We start from the raw sequence: 15,198 nt of genomic DNA on the forward strand, positions 1-15,198 counted from the left end.
GATCACATGCACCACAATGAGAACGAATCCCTGAAGCAACAGGCTCTGCGGCAGGCATATGACAATGCGGACATGGACGTATTTCCATGCCATAGAACCGAAAAAAACGGACAGCAGAAAGCTCCCGGAAAAATTTATTTCCACACTGTAATTGTTGTATTCGGCAAAGAATTCACCTCCATGTTTGTGAATGACGTACTGCCTACCCAGCTGGGTGCCGGAAACATTGAATCATTAAATACCGAATCCCGCTCAACCTATATAATTTATACCACCCCGGAAGATCGTCCGGCCCTGGAAGAATCCCCCGCTTATAAACAGCTGGCCCAGATCATGGATATCCGGCTCTATCTTGTTGACTGGCAAATAATAGAAAGCAAAAATAAATACAGATTCATGATTCTGGCCCATAAACACGCCATACGCAAAGCACATGAAGAGGGAGCAAGACTTGTAGTTCTCACCCCGGACGCGGTTTTCTCGGAGAACACATTCCACACCCTGTACCGCCGGGCAGCTGAAGGCTATACCGCTATCATGCTCGCAAGCGTGCGTGTTCTCAAAGAAGAGTTCCAGCCGCTCATGCGCCGGTTTTTTTTCACTGCAAAGCGCATAGAAGCTCCCATCAAATCCAGAGAACTGGTCGATCTGGCTCTGGACCACCTGCATCCGGACACCCACAACGCCACTATGGGATCAGAAAAATCAAGCGGCTGGCCTTCGCAGATGTTCTGGTCAATTCCCGGCGAAGGTCTGCTGGCCCATAACTGCCATCTGCACCCGATCATGATTTATCCGGAGACTCTAAGCGAGTTTGAGGGAACAATTGATGACGATTGTGTCTGCAAAATCTGCAAAGAAATCAGCAAGGTATACATTATCCAAGATTCCGATGAAATGGCCGTCTTCGACCTCAGTCCGCGCGATTCAAGGCTCCCTGAACGTCTTGAGCCTTTCAACATGGACTATATGGTCGGCTGGGTTGTTGACCATGCCGATGAATTCCATCAGCAGTATGCAGACCATGAAATCAGAATCCATAACGGCAAATGCGGCCCGCTCTGGGATAAACTATCCAAAGAATCAGCTGAACTGGTAAAAGAAATCAAGGCCGCCGGACTCAGCGAGGAAGAACATTTCTTCCCCAAGGTGCTGCTGGATTACGACCTGCGTTTTCCTCCGCTCGGCATTGATTCTTCTTGTACCGCCAATGAAAAAAATCAGAATGCGCAGGCTCAGGGACCGGTTCCGGACAAAAAGAGTACACGTTTCTGCCTGCGTCCGTGGAATTCTCCATTGCTCATGGAGAACGGGGATCTGCGTTCCTGCCATCTGCGCGATGAAATCATGGGCCGGGTGGATGAAGAAACCACACTCCGTAAAGCCATGCATACATCCCGCTTCACCGAGCTGCGCAGACAGCTGATCACCGGAGAAATAAACGATCCGGTCTGCAAAGACTGTCCGCTTGCCCCGATTACCAACCTGAGCGATCTAAAACGCACTGTGGCGGACATGATCCGGGCCAGCATGAAATAATAAACTGTTTCTGCTCATTTGATGGGCGCAACGGAGTCAACATATGGAATGTTTTCAACTAGCTACTTTAAAAGAGAATAAGCCAGATCTGCACACTCATCTGCTGTGTTGCGGTGCCAGAACAATTCTGCTCGCAATTTATCCTGCAAGCTAGAATCTATTTCAGAATCTAATATTTTTTTAAGAGCATCCTGTGTATTGGCATTGGGGATATAGTTTCTCCGAATCAAAATATTCATATCCTGCCAGTCACTGTCTCCTCCGGGAAGCATGGGGACTACTTTTTTTCCCAGCAAAAAAGCCCACACGAGCAAAGAACTGGACATGCCGAAAATTATATCTGCATCAAATATTAATTGATAGGGGTCTGCATTGATGTCCACAAGTTCAACCTGTGGATTCTCAAGGCAGCCTGTTTTCTCCAATGTGGAATGTCGGGGATGCTCTTTTACTTGAATTCGCGGGGTATTCTGCTCATTCCGGCTTGCCTTTATAACCATTGAGAAGGCCTCGACTTCGTTAAATCCTGTCCCGAGCGTGTCTCCATAAACAATAGAGAGAGGCTCAGAATAAAAAACCCAGGTTGTTTTTGTGAAGGAAGACGGCTTGTAAATCTTTTCTTTCAGATATTGAATAATCGGATGCCCTGTCACTGCGATGTTGCCAGATGGTATACCGTGGTGCACTAATTTATCCGCACACTTTTGATCCATAACAGAGATCATATCAGGGAGATATTCAAATCCTGATCCGTCTTTGCTTCGCACAAACCGTTCCGGCAAATGCATCCACGAATCAAGTACTGTCAAAACCGGAATTTTAAGGTTCCGGGCAGCTCTTTGCAGCCTGTAGTCCATTGAAGTCTCGAACTCTCCGAGAAGGCCTGAGATCAGCAGTGCAGGATCTTTTTCTTCGACAAGCCTGAAAGCATCCCTGTCATTTTCAAATGAACAAATTTCCGCAGGGCAATTAAGCAGTTCAAAGGTCCCCTTACTTAAGGCAGTACACACACAGGACAATCCATAGGCCCCGGTCCTTTTTATGCTCGCAGCAACAGGCGCAAGACAAGCTGCGCCCCCGGGAAAACCGGAACCTATAAGTATCTTTTTCCGGCTACTCACAAGTGACGTGTTCGCTTAACTGTAAAAGTTTTTCTTTATGCGTAACAACCTTATTGATAGCAGAAACAACATTGTCCATATCTTCTGTTGTCTGAGGCCATCTAACCACAGCAAACATGAATAATGATGTTTCTTCAGAAAGCTCAGCATTCGGGCACAGGCCTGTGGGATATGAGACATCTCTGTCATGATATGGAGGCTCGAACGGACAGTTTCCATTCCCGTATGCATTTCTACGCTGATACACAGGCAGGGTGTAAATCGGGCTTCCCCACCTTGAATATAAAGGAATCCCTTCCGCCTGAACCGCTTTGGCAAAAAGATCCAGTGGAATGCCTGCTGCTTTTTCATCATATTGCATATGGTAAATATAGTAGACATGCGTCCGGTCATCTGCTTTGCAAGGGGTGCGTATAAAAGAGCATTCATTATTGAGACGTTCGGTTAGGTAGTCTGCAAGCTTGATACGCCGATCATTCAGGTACTCCAGTTTTCGCAACTGGTGAATTGCCACAGCAGCTTCAAGTTCGGTCATGCGGAAATTATAACCAATATGGTCAAATTTTCCCTCAAGGCCTACTCCCGCCACGCATTTTTCACCGTGGTTTCTTACCAGTTGCAATTTAAGGGCAAGATCACTGTCATTTGTTACTGCAATCCCTCCCTCGCCGCTCTGGATGGTTTTATGGCAATTCAGGCTGAAGACTCCAATATGACCGATGCAGCCCGCAAATTCCCCTTTATACAAAGCCCCCGGTGCCTGAGCATTATCCTCGACAACATAAAGATTATGCTTCCCGGCAATTGCCATGATTTCATCCATGTCACATGGAAATCCGGCAAGATGAACCACCATGATGGCTTTAGTACGCTTGTTGACCAGTTTTTCCACTGCCGCAGGAGAAATATTCATTGTTTCAGGGTCAACATCGGCAAAAACAGGTACGGCATTATTTGCAAGCACCGCTGTGGCTGTTGCGCACATTGTTAAGGGCGGCACTATTACTTCGTCTCCCGGACCGATTTCGCATGCAGAGATCGCTGCAATCAGGGCCGAAGTTGCGGAATTCATGGAAACCGCATGGGCTATTGAGAAATAATCCGCCCATTCCTGTTCCAATTTGCGGACTTTCTCCCCGCCTAAAAAAAAATCTCCGGGCGAAGCTATAAACGCCGAGAGCACTCCGGAATCTAAAACTTCAAGAACTTCCTCCTTCTCCTCTTCACCTATTGTATTGTAGTTGTTGAAGTTCTTTTCCGTTACCGGTCTTCCGCCAAGAATAGCCAATTCTTCCATAACTGCCACCTAATACAATACTTTTTGAAAATAATTATCTGCGGTACATGCTTTCCGCAAGGCAGCCACTACGGCTGTATTTCTCCATCCGTCTTCACCGGTACAGGAAGGTTGTTCTAAAAAGCCGTGCAGACAATTGACCAGTTCGTCAACTGCGGCAAGAAAAGGCTCCCCTATTTCCGTGGAGAAAGATGGTGATATTTCAACACTGCATCCATTCTCAAACCTGAATTGTGAAACATTATTGTTTTCAATTTTTATGCGTCCCCCGGTGCCGACGACATCCACATCAAAGAAAAAATTATTCCTGTAGTCGCTGGTTGTTAAATGGACTCTGATCCCGTTTTCCATAAAAAGCACGCCGTCAATATTGGCATCGCCCGTATCCAAAGGAGTACAGCTTGCCGCAACAACAGACACAACTTCTCCAAAAAAGAATCTGCTTAAATCCACAGCGTGGGAACCGCTGTTTCCGGCCCCCTTGCAATAATGAATCCTCACTGCTTCTATCTGCCCAAGGCCGTCACTTAAGATGAAATCCCTCATTTCACGAAAGACAGAAGAATAACGCATCCAGTGATTCACGGCTAAAATCACACCTTGTTCTTCACACAATTCACATACGGCCTTGGCTTCTTCCGGATTAAGGGTAAAAGGTTTTTCACACCAAATAGCCTTAACACCGCTCTCAACAGCAAGTTCGACCAAAGCAGCTTGGTTCTCAGGGGGAGTCGCTATTGATACAATATCCAGATTGCCCTGTTCAAACATCCCGGCAGCGTCCGGAGTGATTATTTCGATCTGCAATTGATCTGAAAATTTTTCCAATAAATGGGAGGTGCTCTCTGAGACAGCATGCAGCTTGGTTGAACCATGCCGGAGATATGCCGCGACATGCGTATTCACGGAAAAAGTTTTTTTCTTTAACTGGCTATCCAGAAAACCCACCCGGCCCAGTCCGACAACTCCGGCCCTGTATTTCTTTTTTGTAAAAACAGTCGCTTTCTTTTTCAGCTCAGGTGTGCGTTCCAGAAAAGCAAACACATCGTCTATGGAAAAGTCATTATTCTCGTGATATATGCCTGCAAAAACCTCTTGAGCCACTTCCAGTTCTTGGGGGGTATCAATAGACAATTTGACCGGAGGATACGGTATTTCCCCTTTCGGAAGCATTTTTTCCGCATAATAATCATCCGGTCTGGTATATAAAGGTTCCGTCACATGCTCGCGAATCCAGGGGTCGGAATATTTTTTTTCCACATCAAATAATGACTCAGCTTTAAATACTTCTATATCGAATCCACTGGGAAAATAGTCCGGGTCAAGTATGGCATAGTCAGCTCCGGTGCTCTCCCGAAAGGCAATGATTTCATCCACCAGCTCATGATCAACCATAGGGCAATCGCCGGTGACATGGACGACAATGTCAAGATCCGCCATCTTCACAGCCCCGCACACTCGTCCCAGAACATCGTCCGCATCTCCCCGGAAACACAAATGCCCTCTTTTTTTAGCAGTCTCCTGAATCTGATCATCAGAATCATCCTGAGTAGTGGCCACTATAATTTTAGAGACCGAGCGGCACCGCTCCAGCCGTATCAGCAAATGCTCAAGACTGGGGATACCCAGAATATCCGCCATGGATTTTCCCGGCAGACGGCTGGAATTCATACGCGCGACAACGACTATGCCTACCTTTGATAATTCAGTCATTATTATATCTGCTTAAGGGTTTCTTTCAGCTCCTCCCCAGTCAAAAACCATTCGTTGGAATCTGAGGAATACTGAAAACCATCGCGAACTTTTGTACAAACACTTCCCTCATACCTTTTATTACAACCCTCAAAAATAGGATTGATCACATAGTAGTCTGAAAATTCATAGGTATTGCGGGACTCATCTTCAGGAATCATCACTTCGTGGAGCTTCTCTCCGGGCCTTATGCCGATGATATCAATCTTGCATTCCGGACAAATCGCCTTGGCTAGATCAACAATGTAGGTGCTGGGAATTTTAGGTATGAAGATTTCACCGCCTTGCATATCCGCAAGTCTGTTCAGTACAAACCTGACGGCCTGATCCAGAGTAATCCAAAACCGTGTCATCCGGGTATCTGTAACAGGAAGACGACCTGACTTGCTGCGCTCCCGGAATAAAGGAACCACACTCCCCCTGCTTCCAAGTACGTTTCCATATCTGACAACTGAAAATTTTGTCTTGTCATGGCCTACGTAAGCATTGCCCGCAACAAACAGCTTGTCGGAACACAGCTTCGTTGCCCCATACAAATTCACGGGGTTAACGGCTTTATCTGTTGAAAGAGCAATAACCTTTTCAACTTTCGTATCAATGGCGGCATCAATAAGATTTGATGCTCCATTGATATTGGTTTTTATTGTCTCAATAGGATTATACTCAGCAGCAGGAACCTGCTTCAAGGCAGCAGCATGAATAACAATATTCACACCGTCAAGAGCCCGGTAAAGCCTTTTGGAATCTCTGACATCTCCAAGAAAAAAACGTAACCGTTGTTTCTGCTCAGGACTGTAGCTGTTAGCCATTTCCCATTGCTTCAATTCATCCCTGCTAAAAATAATTATTTTTTTTACATTGGATTCTAAAAGCAGGATATCGATTAACGCTCTACCAAAAGATCCTGTGCCCCCAGTTATCAATATAGTTTTTCCATCCAGCTTCATTTCCATTCTCCGAAGGCTGCATCCGGCAGCATTTTTTCTGAATTAAGGCTCAAGACGTTTTAACTCAAACTCGAGAAAGTCCTGATTCCCCATATCTCTTTTTACTTCTACATTTTCACCCAGATATTTGGCGTAATGAAGAGCCTCCCGGGCAATGGCTTTTACTGCGTATTTGCTGTACCGACTCAGGTCATACTCAGAATCAAACTTACAGTTACAAACCGAGCAAAGAGGACCGTTGGTTTCTATACCCTCATATCGACGATTTAAGTGAGCATTGCGAAAATTGCGCATTTTTTCGCAGTTCCAAATATCCACAAGGCTGGACTTGTTTACATCCCCTACGGGAGCAACAACATTTACGTCTACTGGACAGGCAGTAACCAGCCCGTCCCAGTTAACTGTTAAATTTTCCCAGGGTATGCGGCATACCGGCCAGTCTTCTTTGGATTCAGGAGCCAGTTCAGCAAGATCTATTTCAGAAGAAGTCCCGGCCGAACCGCAAAGATTCAGCATCGGATTTATAAAAATTTTATCAACAGGAAGCTTTGAAAAATACTCTTTATACTCCTCAACATGATCCCAGTTGCGTTCCTGATGCACCATGGACATGCAGACATGGGTCTTGTGTTCATGCAACTCATTGAGTTGCATGAATCGCAGGATATTGCGCAAAGTAGGGTTGAAATCCGAACGAATCCTTATGGATTCGTATACATCCTTGTCTGCAGCATCAAAAGAAAAAACAATCCTGTCCAACTCCATCTCGATCAGGGATTTTGCTTTTTCAGCATTCAGTTTGGTGGCATTAGTTATTAATGAAGTATACATCCCCCTGCTTTTTGCCATTCTTACCATTTCGAGAATAGCAGGATGCAACAAAGGTTCACCCTGAGTATCAAGAGTGACCGAGCATCCCAAGGGAGCGATTTCATCAAGGATGGATCTATAAAGATCCATATCCATTATGCCTTGCTTACGTTTATAGGAGGGCTTTCCATTTTCATTAAGATGGTGGTGGCAATGGACACAGCGCAAATTACAGATATTAGTTGGTTCAATATGGATTAACCGGGGAAAAAAAGGACTCTCTGAATCCGGGGAAGCAGAGTAAACAGCCTGATTTAAAAATCGTTCAACAACTTTTTCGAAGCCAGCTACAAGACTTTTATCACTCATAAAAACTCCTTTAGGAAATCAGGCCGTCACGTTTTAGTTCATTTAAATATGATTCATTTCTAGTGTACTTTGAATTCAGCTTCGCAACATCCGGATTGTTTTCCAGCAATAGAACTATATCAGAACAAGAAAAGTAAGGGTTGGATGGGAACAGGTGCTCCAGCACTTCCCGGATGACAGTGAAGTCCTCAGGGTAGTCCACTGTAATGCGCAAGTCGCCTGCAACAGTATCACTATCATTCTGGTATGTTTTCTGTCTAATTCTGTCTGGGTGCAGGCTCATATAAGTAGTCACATGCTCTCTTTCAGATTCCGTCCGGGCCTCTCTGCATGCAAGGTCCAGTGCGGACCTGGAAAAGATTTCACAATCCAGCCCGTGGGGAAAGTCATCTGATGTTCTGCAATATTCTAAATTTTCCGCATAATAATACTCTGCGATGTCGTCACAAATTTTGGGGTCGACGAGAGGGCAGTCTCCTGTAATCCGCATAATATGTTCGGAACCAAAGTGTTTTGCAGTATCGCCATAACGAAGCAGTACGTCACTTTCACTTCCCCTGAAATATTTTATATCATTTTTGGCAGCCCAATCGGCGACAATTTTGTCCTGCTCATTCGTCGAGGTTGATAAAATACAATGCCTTACAGACCTGCACCCTTCTAACCGCTTAAAAACATACCAGATCATGGGTTTTCCCATAATCTGCTGCATTATTTTACCCGGCAGCCTGGTAGATCCCATTCGTGCCTGAACAATTATATCCATATTTTTAGGATATTTCATAACCCTCACTACCAATTTAAAATTATGTCCTGCACATACAACTTACCGACATATTTTGTAAAGCAATTGGAATGCTTCCGCGGCATGGCATCCCGACTGAGTCCCTCTGCGCGCGGCAAGATTTTCGATCATCTCCACACTTCGCGGGGCAGGATACTCCTGCAACTCGGAAGTATAGCATTTCATCGCCCGTATCTTTTGGGCCATGAAATCTTTAACATCTACAAATAATTGAGGATGAAAAGAGTCTGAAATATTCTGGAAATTCCATTCTGTTGATGAAAGGACCTCATAGGACCAGACTTCTTTTACACTGCTTCCAGCAAAAGGCCTGGCGGCAGTAACGGTAGCTCTGGAAGTGATGGAGTGATCAACATTGAGGTCGCCCTGAAAATGGGTATAAATAACAGAGGGTGCAAACAGCTCTATCTGCTTTTCAATGACCTTAATAATCTCAAGCAAAGAAACAGTATCCATTGCATTGTCAGGAAAGTCATAATGCTCCAGCTCCTCAACTCCGAGAACTGCAGCGGCTTCTTTGCTCTGTTTTCGCAAAAGGCCCAATTGCTCACTGTCGATAGCTCCACGCGCTCTCAAACCTCCGCCAAGTATTACAATACGGCAGACATCGCCCTTTGCAACATGCCGGGCTATGGTCGCACCGCATCCCAGAACCTCATCATCCGGGTGTGCTGCTACAATCAAAGCCTTTTCATTCACGATGCATCTCCTTTCGTTATTTAAATCTCGGCAGGATAAAAAGTATCAAAGATGTGACCGCAATGCTCTCTAATATATTTTTTTTGTTCCGCATTAAACACCTGTTTGAGTTTATTATCCTTGTCCTTTGTTATTTCAGACCCCACATAGTCAACTCTTGCCACCGGTTCGAATATCGGTTCGAGAATATGCTGGGACAGGCCGAGGAATGAAAACATCTCATTTCCGGTCTCAACTAAATTGTTGATAATGTCCTCATAGTGAATAACTTTAACATTCGGTAAATCTTTTATCTTCAACAGTGTTTTATAGAATTTCAAATACGTATGTACTGCGTGTGGAAGATCATATTGAGGTATAGAGCGATTATATATTGACGCAATATTTGTGTAAGGATTACGCACTACCATAATTGTTTTTGCATTTGGGTAAGCTGCTAAGACCCAACGAGCACAATGCGTATTAGAAGGCGTTTTCTCACCATAACAGGTAATTTCTTCTGACAATTCTCCAGCCATTTGCAGCCAAAGCTCATCCAGCAGATTACGTATGGTCAGCGGCTTTGTTTTAGCTTTTTGCAATATGGGATAAGGATCTACCCGTTCTCGATATGTTTTCAGCCATGAGCCGTAAACCCCATCCCGAAGAGGAAGATCATATTGTATATCCAAAAGCCAAAACATGACCATGGAAACAATATATTTTGTTTGCTGATAACTAAGCGGGACGTTTACGTCAGGTTTTTTGGGGTCAAGAGAACATTTTCTGGCCAGCATTTCATATGCGCGTTTTGTTTTTTGATAAAGCATGCTGTCAACAAGTATGTGCAAGTTCACGTGCTGGGAAAGCAAGTTGGAAATCAAAGTTGTACCACTTCTGGCTGGTCCAAAAATAAACATCCGATTCTTTTGCATGGTTCGCATACCTATAGTTGTCCATTACGGAGGTCGTCAGCTAAAAAATTCCATGACAGCTGCTCCCTTTCCTCAACATCCACCGACAATTTCCGGCCAACCAGTTTCTCCATTTCAACAGGATGAATGCCGGTGTGCGGACGCTGCAAATGCAGATCATCTTCGGAAAGGACTGTCCCCGCCTTCAACGGCCTCGCAGCCACAATACTTCGCCTGAAATCAAGACGGGCTTTGCACTCTTCCTCTCCCGGCGCAAAGGCACCGTTTCCAAGCATATCAACAGCACGATCCAGCCGGACACGCAATTCTTTTAACTCATCGGGAGTACAAGAAAAAGAATGATCCGGACCCGGAAGGGTCCTATCTAAAGTAAAATGCTTTTCCACACAAACGGCACCAAGGGCGACAGCCAGTTCCGCAGCCTCAATCCCCATAGTATGGTCAGAATAACCCACAACTTTGCCGAATTTCTTCTTAAGCGACTTGATGCGTAAAAGATTCCCCTGGTTCAATGGTGTCGGATATAGGGATACGCAATGCAGCAGCATGACATCGACAGCAGCAAGTTCATCAAGTGCTTTTTCGATTTCCCACTCCTCAGCCATTCCTGTTGATAGTATCACAGGCTGCCCCAGGGTAGCTATGTGTTTTAAAAGCGGGTAATTTATAAGATCTTCCGAGGCCAATTTTATAGCCGAGACTCCCATTTCCACAAGAAGGTTGGCCGAGGCTTTGTCCGCCGCTGAAGAAAGAAAATCAACCCCTTTTGACTCAGCATAATTTTTAAGATCCATGTGCCATTCAACCGGCAGTTCCAAACGCTTGAACATGTCATACATCGACTCACGCACGACTACGCCGTTTTCTTCATAAGAATACAAAAGATCTTTATCTGACATGAATTCATCTGCTTTAAAACTCTGGAATTTTACAGCATCAGCACCGGCTCCAACTGCCGCATCTATTGTTTCCAGAGCTAACGCATAATCACCGCCATGGTTGATTCCTATCTCAGCGATAAGATATACGGGACCGCTTTTCCTATCTTCAATTTCGAAATGTAGTTTATTTTTCATGATCTGACCTGCGGGTATAAACTATTGGTGTTTCGGATTTATTGACGGCGTCTAACAATTCACTTCTGGTAACATTGTCTGACCGGAGAATCTCTAAACTGTTTTTTCCTGCATTCATCAGCACATCAAGTGTTGAAAGATTGCTTTCGAATTCACCGAACAGTTGATCATAGCGCGGATGGACATAATCCTGAAAGTGGAGGCTGATCCCTTTTCTGAAAAAAGAGTCGCAATCAATATAATCCTTTCCATGCATGCCCAAAACACAGATGTTCCCGTTCAGCTTCAGGCAATGATCCAGAACAAGGTCGGACTTCACTCCCTGGAAACCAAATTCGCTCGCTATGACAAGTTCGGTTTCCAGTCCCAGATATCCCAGCATATATTTAAGAATTTCATAATTTAACTCATGCAGCCATTCCCATTTTTTATTCAGGAAAAGATTTTCAATAAACTCTGCGTGCTCGGAGTAAAAAGGAGCCCTTGCATAACATGAGCGGATGGAAAGATAGTGTTTTTTTTGCCAGTGACTTGATGCTTCTATGTCACCTTCTGATTGAATTTTTATGTCACGGATTATTTTGCTTTTTGATTTTTTTAAACTTACGGGAACAGTCAGCCGCACCGGACCATGCCCGCCCTTAATGTAATTGCGATTATTCCAGTCCTGCTGCAGATATTGAACATCATCCATAACCACAAATATATCCGCCAGCGCCACTTTATGAAAAAAACCGAGCCAGGGCATGTATACCGGTTGGTGGCCTGAAATAATTTTCATATCTCCCATCCCAGAAAACGCATAAGGTTACCGTAAAAAAATTTTTCGCGTGTATCTGTATCCATTGGGAGATCTTTGCAATCATTTACCACAGAGAACATGTCATTCTCCATATTAAATGGAAAATCCGTTGCAAAAGAAACAGCGTCCGCTCCGATACTTTGCTGGGCAAAGGAAATCATTTGCGGCGTAGCAGACACAGAGCCCAGAAAAAGAAGATTTTTCAATGCCGGTTTTATGGGGGCGTGGAGGGCATATAAACACAAAAGACCGCCTAAATGCGGGCAGAATATTTTCAATTCGGGGTGGCGTCTGGCAACTTCAAGCAAGGAATATGCGGTATCGGAGTCCTGCGGATTTAAAAAAAGATGGTCAGTATGAGACATCAAAACCAAACCTTCCTTTTCCATCAGGGCTAAAGCCGGCTCTAAAATAGATGAGTCCAGTCTATAGCCATGCCATGAAGGGATAACCTTTATTCCCGTAAAACCGTAAGTTTCTTTAAGCCGGAGTACCGCATGCTCGGGAACTTCTGATTCAGGGGGGGGGAGTATACCCAGTCCCTTGAATTTTTTACTGTTCCGGGCACAAACCTGCGCAACATACTCATTATTCCGTTCACAACGTTGAGCACTTTTCCAAGGCAGTCCCATAATCACGGCTCCGTCCACGCCGACCCGCTCCATTTCAGCCAATAATCCTTCCTCATGGGCTCCGGCAAGAGCCTTGTCCCTCTGGGGGTGTTCATACATTGCCGGAAGGATTATATTTTCAGTGCTTTCAGGCGCATAGGCATCCGTGCACCACTCAGGAGGGAGCGTATGCACTTCAGCATCGAGTATTCTCATTACAGACTCCAATTTGTAAACTCTCGTAAAACTATATCGGCTAATCGGGCGGGACCTTTACCGTCTACAAAACTGGCAGCCCTTTCCCCCATCTCAATGAGCCGGGCTGGATCATTCATCAAATCAAAAATTTCACTGCGAATCTTCTCTCCTGAGATATTCGCAAAATATCCCAAATGCTTTGCCGCATGACGATCGTGTAATGTCACTGCGCTATCGAGTTGATCTTTACCCAATGATATTAAGGCCATGGGTTTACCCAGACAGGCAAGTTCCAGAGAAGTTCCTCCTGCAGCTGACAGGGCAAGAGTACAGGCGGCCATCATTTCCGGAAAATTAACGGGATTTCTATAAAAGGAAATGTTGCCGGAACCTGCAAACTCTTCGGCCTTTCCCTTGTATCCGGGACCAAGCACTACTGACAGCGGATAATTTCCTGCCGAAAGAGCTTCAACGCATGTGGCAGTAACATCACCAGGGTCACTGCCGCCCATGGTTATCAGGATAGTGCCATTGCCAGTATCGATGTTCCCGGCTTCGCGCAGGGAAAGAATATCTTTTCTGATAGATGCGTACTCATGACCGATGCAGCGGACACAACCTTCCGGAGTTGTATAACGTCCGGCCTTCTCTCCCGGCATGCCGCACACAAGCACTTCGCAAGGGTTAACTCCCCTGATTCCTGCATCGTCATAGGCTATCCTGAAGATGTTGCGCTCTCCAAGCGTTGTCAAAAGTTTAGCCCCTTTATCATAACCATCAACAATAACGAGACTTCCCGGAGGAATGGTTTCCCATTCGCGCTTATCATCGGTAAGAATTATTTTGTCACAATATTCGGAAATAGAGCTCAGATCGCTCCCAGCAGATGAGCAGTAAACTATGTCCGCGTTATTTTTTAACTTTAAATTATGGGCGAGAGACGCAGTACGCATTAAATGTCCATAACCGATTGAACTGCCCGCTTCCGCAATGACATGAATAGTCGAGAAACTCATTTTAATTCCACTAGAAAATAAACCGTATGCGAATCCTCCGGGGAGACAAATTTTCGTTCAACAGGAAGAAGCCCGCCTTCATGCAGAATTGAAAAACCAGCTTCATCCAATCCGTCCCTAAGGTCAGGCATAGAAAACCATGAATGACCTCTTTCCGGCTCAAGCCGCCCGGAAGTAAATTCAACCCAGCCTATGTGCTTGGTTGTGAAAAAGAAACGGCCCCCCGGATTCATTTTTTGAGCAACGGACTTAAAAGCATCTACAGGTTTTATAGCGCACTGCTGCAGCACACCGATCATGGAAACAAAATCAAATTTCACAGGACCTGGAGACAACTCCAGGTCTTCTTCAGAGAATTCAATATTACCGGACAGTCTTTTAGATTTGGCGACCTTGATCATTTCAGATGAGATATCGACCCCTTTGAGAAAATCAAACTCGTATCCGGCCTGCAAAGCCTGCTCAAAAAGAGTTCCCGGTCCACATCCGATATCAAGCCAACGATTTACGCCGGAAAGGTCTATAAGATCGAAAAGAGTGTGGAAGCGTCCGGTCATACTTGCGCGGCTCCCCCATTTGCCTCTCTCATGATCACAATTGAACTCTTTTGCAGACGCATTATATTCTGCTCTGATTTCAGATTTGGAAATTTTTTTGTAATTTGTCCTCAAATGTTATTCCTGCCAAACTCAAAGGTTTAATAAGGTGAAAAACAGGACATATACACACTGTCCCGAAACGCCCCATCCCGATATATTTCCTCTTTCAAAACGGCTTCCTGACTGAATCCGGCCTTTTCAAAAGCCCTGATGGCACCCACGTTTTCAAATTCTGTTCTCAAAAAAATCTTATGCAGATTAAAACGTGCGAAACCGTGACCGCAGATCAGTTTGCAGGCTTCACTGCCTATACCTTTTCCCCAAAAATCTTTTTCTCCCAGAACAATCCCCAATTCTGCCCTGCGATAAAGATGATCTATGCGGTGAAGACCCAGATTTCCCACATGTGCTCCGCTGGCAATATCAATGATAGCTAAAACCAGATGGGCAGAATTGTCCACACAGGTTGATTGGTAAAATTTTATCAATCCTTCCCGGGTGTTCGGATAACTTCCGTTATACATATATTTTGTAATCTCAGGGTTGTTAAACCACGAAAACCAGTTGCCATCTACATCGTCCAGCGATAAACCGCGTAATCCGACCTTAGTGCCTGTTATAAAATAACTCATTGCAATTCCCC

The 15,198-nt window shown here is 44.9% G+C and carries 15 protein-coding genes; 1 reads left to right on the forward strand and 14 read right to left on the reverse strand.

Translation table 11 applies throughout. The features are described 5' to 3' along the window. Window positions 1–6 precede the first annotated feature (6 nt). Window positions 7–1,539, forward strand: a complete 1,533-nt coding sequence (locus FMR86_RS08525; protein WP_163350673.1) for an SPASM domain-containing protein — start codon at window positions 7–9, stop codon at window positions 1,537–1,539. A gap of 62 nt (window positions 1,540–1,601) precedes the next feature. Here FMR86_RS08525 and FMR86_RS08530 read toward each other — a convergent pair whose 3' ends face one another. From FMR86_RS08530 to FMR86_RS08595, 14 genes are all read right to left on the reverse strand, one after another. Further along, the gene (locus FMR86_RS08530; RefSeq protein WP_163350572.1) at window positions 1,602–2,660 is read right to left on the reverse strand and encodes a hypothetical protein; all 1,059 of its coding nucleotides are present in this window, start codon (window positions 2,658–2,660) and stop codon (window positions 1,602–1,604) included. Then, on the reverse strand, window positions 2,653–3,957 hold the full coding sequence (locus FMR86_RS08535; protein WP_163350674.1) for a DegT/DnrJ/EryC1/StrS aminotransferase family protein: 1,305 nt from the start codon (window positions 3,955–3,957) through the stop codon (window positions 2,653–2,655). Before FMR86_RS08535 ends, FMR86_RS08530 begins: the two co-directional genes overlap by 8 nt. 9 nt (window positions 3,958–3,966) lie before the next feature. Beyond that, complete coding sequence (locus FMR86_RS08540) at window positions 3,967–5,670, reverse strand: cytidylyltransferase domain-containing protein (RefSeq protein WP_163350675.1); 1,704 nt, start codon at window positions 5,668–5,670, stop codon at window positions 3,967–3,969. A gap of 2 nt (window positions 5,671–5,672) precedes the next feature. Next, complete coding sequence (gene pseB, locus FMR86_RS08545) at window positions 5,673–6,656, reverse strand: UDP-N-acetylglucosamine 4,6-dehydratase (inverting) (RefSeq protein WP_203544824.1); 984 nt, start codon at window positions 6,654–6,656, stop codon at window positions 5,673–5,675. 42 nt (window positions 6,657–6,698) lie between these two features. Further along, window positions 6,699–7,835 (reverse strand): radical SAM/SPASM domain-containing protein, encoded by a 1,137-nt coding sequence (locus tag FMR86_RS08550; protein WP_163350677.1) that lies wholly within the window; start codon window positions 7,833–7,835, stop codon window positions 6,699–6,701. Between the two features lie 10 nt (window positions 7,836–7,845). Then, window positions 7,846–8,619 (reverse strand): cytidylyltransferase domain-containing protein, encoded by a 774-nt coding sequence (locus tag FMR86_RS08555; protein WP_163350678.1) that lies wholly within the window; start codon window positions 8,617–8,619, stop codon window positions 7,846–7,848. A 42-nt stretch (window positions 8,620–8,661) separates the two neighbouring features. Next, a complete protein-coding gene (locus FMR86_RS08560; protein ID WP_163350679.1) occupies window positions 8,662–9,339 on the reverse strand; it encodes a PIG-L deacetylase family protein in 678 nt (225 codons plus the stop codon). A gap of 20 nt (window positions 9,340–9,359) precedes the next feature. Continuing rightward, the gene (locus FMR86_RS08565) at window positions 9,360–10,262 is read right to left on the reverse strand and encodes a sulfotransferase (RefSeq protein ID WP_163350680.1); all 903 of its coding nucleotides are present in this window, start codon (window positions 10,260–10,262) and stop codon (window positions 9,360–9,362) included. Between the two features lie 2 nt (window positions 10,263–10,264). Continuing rightward, on the reverse strand, window positions 10,265–11,329 hold the full coding sequence (locus FMR86_RS08570; protein ID WP_163350681.1) for an N-acetylneuraminate synthase family protein: 1,065 nt from the start codon (window positions 11,327–11,329) through the stop codon (window positions 10,265–10,267). After that, window positions 11,319–12,110, reverse strand: a complete 792-nt coding sequence (locus tag FMR86_RS08575) for a WbqC family protein (RefSeq protein ID WP_163350682.1) — start codon at window positions 12,108–12,110, stop codon at window positions 11,319–11,321. The genes FMR86_RS08570 and FMR86_RS08575 overlap by 11 nt, the downstream gene beginning before the upstream one ends. Beyond that, window positions 12,107–12,958, reverse strand: coding sequence for an amidohydrolase family protein (locus FMR86_RS08580; RefSeq protein WP_163350683.1), 852 nt, complete (start codon window positions 12,956–12,958; stop codon window positions 12,107–12,109). Before FMR86_RS08580 ends, FMR86_RS08575 begins: the two co-directional genes overlap by 4 nt. Further along, window positions 12,958–13,956, reverse strand: coding sequence for a PseG/SpsG family protein (locus FMR86_RS08585; RefSeq protein WP_163350684.1), 999 nt, complete (start codon window positions 13,954–13,956; stop codon window positions 12,958–12,960). The genes FMR86_RS08580 and FMR86_RS08585 overlap by 1 nt, the downstream gene beginning before the upstream one ends. Further along, a complete protein-coding gene (locus FMR86_RS08590) occupies window positions 13,953–14,513 on the reverse strand; it encodes a class I SAM-dependent methyltransferase (RefSeq protein WP_163350685.1) in 561 nt (186 codons plus the stop codon). Before FMR86_RS08590 ends, FMR86_RS08585 begins: the two co-directional genes overlap by 4 nt. 140 nt (window positions 14,514–14,653) lie before the next feature. Further along, complete coding sequence (locus FMR86_RS08595; protein ID WP_163350686.1) at window positions 14,654–15,187, reverse strand: GNAT family N-acetyltransferase; 534 nt, start codon at window positions 15,185–15,187, stop codon at window positions 14,654–14,656. Window positions 15,188–15,198: the final 11 nt, after the last annotated feature.

Origin of the sequence: Desulfovibrio sp. JC010 (assembly GCF_010470675.1) — a bacterium.
In the GTDB taxonomy this organism is placed as follows: domain Bacteria; phylum Desulfobacterota; class Desulfovibrionia; order Desulfovibrionales; family Desulfovibrionaceae; genus Maridesulfovibrio.